Source organism: Mesorhizobium helmanticense (genome assembly GCF_003034915.1).
Classification (GTDB): Bacteria; Pseudomonadota; Alphaproteobacteria; order Rhizobiales; family Rhizobiaceae; genus Mesorhizobium; species Mesorhizobium helmanticense.
The window spans coordinates 1-1,951 of record NZ_PZJX01000100.1 but is presented as its reverse complement, the minus strand read 5'-3'; the positions used below and the strand labels follow the sequence as shown (position 1 = coordinate 1,951).

The 1,951-nt window shown below is 66.8% G+C and carries 2 protein-coding genes; one reads left to right on the top strand and one right to left on the bottom strand.

The window, feature by feature from the left end; all coding sequences use genetic code 11:
- Positions 1 to 53: 53 nt before the first annotated feature.
- Positions 54 to 410, bottom strand: coding sequence for an ArsR/SmtB family transcription factor (locus C9427_RS33415; RefSeq protein ID WP_107653176.1), 357 nt, complete (start codon positions 408 to 410; stop codon positions 54 to 56).
- Positions 411 to 603: 193 nt separating this feature from the next.
- Between C9427_RS33415 and C9427_RS33410 the strand changes: the two genes are divergently transcribed.
- The gene (locus C9427_RS33410) at positions 604 to 1,782 is read left to right on the top strand and encodes an MFS transporter (protein ID WP_107653175.1); all 1,179 of its coding nucleotides are present in this window, start codon (positions 604 to 606) and stop codon (positions 1,780 to 1,782) included.
- Positions 1,783 to 1,951 lie beyond the last annotated feature (169 nt).

Sequence of the window (1,951 nt, the reverse complement as noted above, 5' to 3'; positions counted from 1 at the left end):
CTCTCGTGGGGGCGAGGAACCCAAGTTCTGGAAGGTCGCTTCCCTGTTGGTGCTCAGGCCGGCATTTCGATGTCGTGGCCGCCGACCGCAGGTAGCGCAGTATCCTCGGCGGCGGCGGCAATCACGCTGTCGAGCAGGCCCGGGAAGCGGGCCTCGAGATCGTCGCGGCGCAGCGTGATCAGCCGGCTGGTGCCGACCACTTCGGCGCGGGTGACGCCGGCCTCGCGCAGTTTGGCCAGGTGGTAGCTCAGATTGGTCTTCGAGCCGAGATCGAGGAACTGGCTGCAATTCAGCGGCACGCCTTCCTTGCTGGCAAGATAGCGCACGATGGCGAGCCTGGTCGGGTCGCCGAGCACGGCAAGCACGATCGGCAGGCTGATCTGGTCGGCGTTGGGATGGGGCAAGGTCATGCCCGGGAATTAAGCACAATCGGCGCCGATTTCAACGTATCTCCTCCTTCGCCGGTGCCCACGGCCTTGATGCTGCTCCGCCCTGTCCTGACACAGGGCTGTCAGCAGGGTTCAGTTATTTTCCCTCGGCTTCATTGACATCATGCCCTGTTATGTCCAATTGTTCAATAACTTTTGAACTAAGGATTTCACCATGGACAAGCGGATATTCTGGCTTGCGCTCGGATCGTTTGCGATTTCGACCGAAGGCTTCGTCATCTCCAGCCTGCTGCCCGACATCGCCAGTGATGCCGGCATCTCCATTCCGCTCGCCGGCTCGCTGATCACCGCCTTCGCGCTCGCTTATGCGGTCGGGACGCCGATCCTGGCGACGCTGACCGGCGAATGGGACCGGCGCCGCGTCATCCTGTGGACGCTGGTGTTCTTCGTGCTCGGCAATCTGGTGGCGGCGTTGAGTTCCTCCTTCGAAGTGCTGCTGATCGCGCGCATCGTCATGGCGCTGTCGTCAGGCCTGTTCGCGGCAACCGCGCAAGGAACTGCCGTGGCGCTTGTCGATGATCATCACCGGGCGCGCGCCATCGCCGTCGTTGTCGGCGGCACCACGGTGGCGGTGGCAGTCGGCGCGCCGCTCGGCGCGCTTGTCGCGACCATCGGCGGCTGGCGCGGCACCTTCTTTGCCATCGCCGGGCTCGGCGCGCTCGCCGGCGCGATCCTGTGGTACCGGCTGCCGCGCGGCATCGTCGGCACCAAGCTGCCGCTCCGGCGGCGACTGGCGGCGGCACTTCGCCCCGGCGTGCCCTCGATCCTCTTGACCACGTTGCTGGCGCTCACCGGCGCCTTCACCGTCTTTGCCTTTGTTGCGCCGCTGGCCATCGAAGGCGGCGGTTTGAGCGCGATCGCGCTGCCCGGCATGCTTCTGGCCTTTGGTGTCGGCGCCGTCATCGGCAACATTGCCGGCGGGCAGGCCGCCGACCGTTTTGGCGCGACGCGCACCGTCAGCTGGTCGCTGGCGCTCAGCGCCGCGATGCTGGTCATGCTTTCGGTCATCCCGACATTCCTGCCGCACCATATTGCCGGGCCGGCACTGATGGCGATGATGGTGCCGTGGGGCATCGTCGGCTGGGCCTTCCCGCCGGCGCAGGCCAGCCGCATCATCAAGCTCGCGCCCGACGCCGCACCGATCGTGCTGTCGCTCAACGCTTCGGCGCTCTATCTCGGCGTCGCGCTGGGCGCGGTGGTCGGCGGTGCGGTGCTGCGCTACGGCGCGCCGGCCGATCTCGGCCTGGTCGCGGCGGCGTTCCCGATCGTGGGGTTGGGCGTCGTGCTGGCTGGACGCATGCTGGCCCGGCCCGTCGCCATGCCGGCGGAGTAGGGTCCAAGACCGGTCGCTGGCCGATGCCTCATTTCGATGGCGCGGCCGGTGGTATGTCGAAATCCAGCGCGGCGATGTCATCCAACGCCGCGCGCAGCCTTGCCGCCTCGTCCTTGCCGACCATCGCCTCGAAACGCTGCTGGGCGAGGCTCCACAATTTCATGGCCTC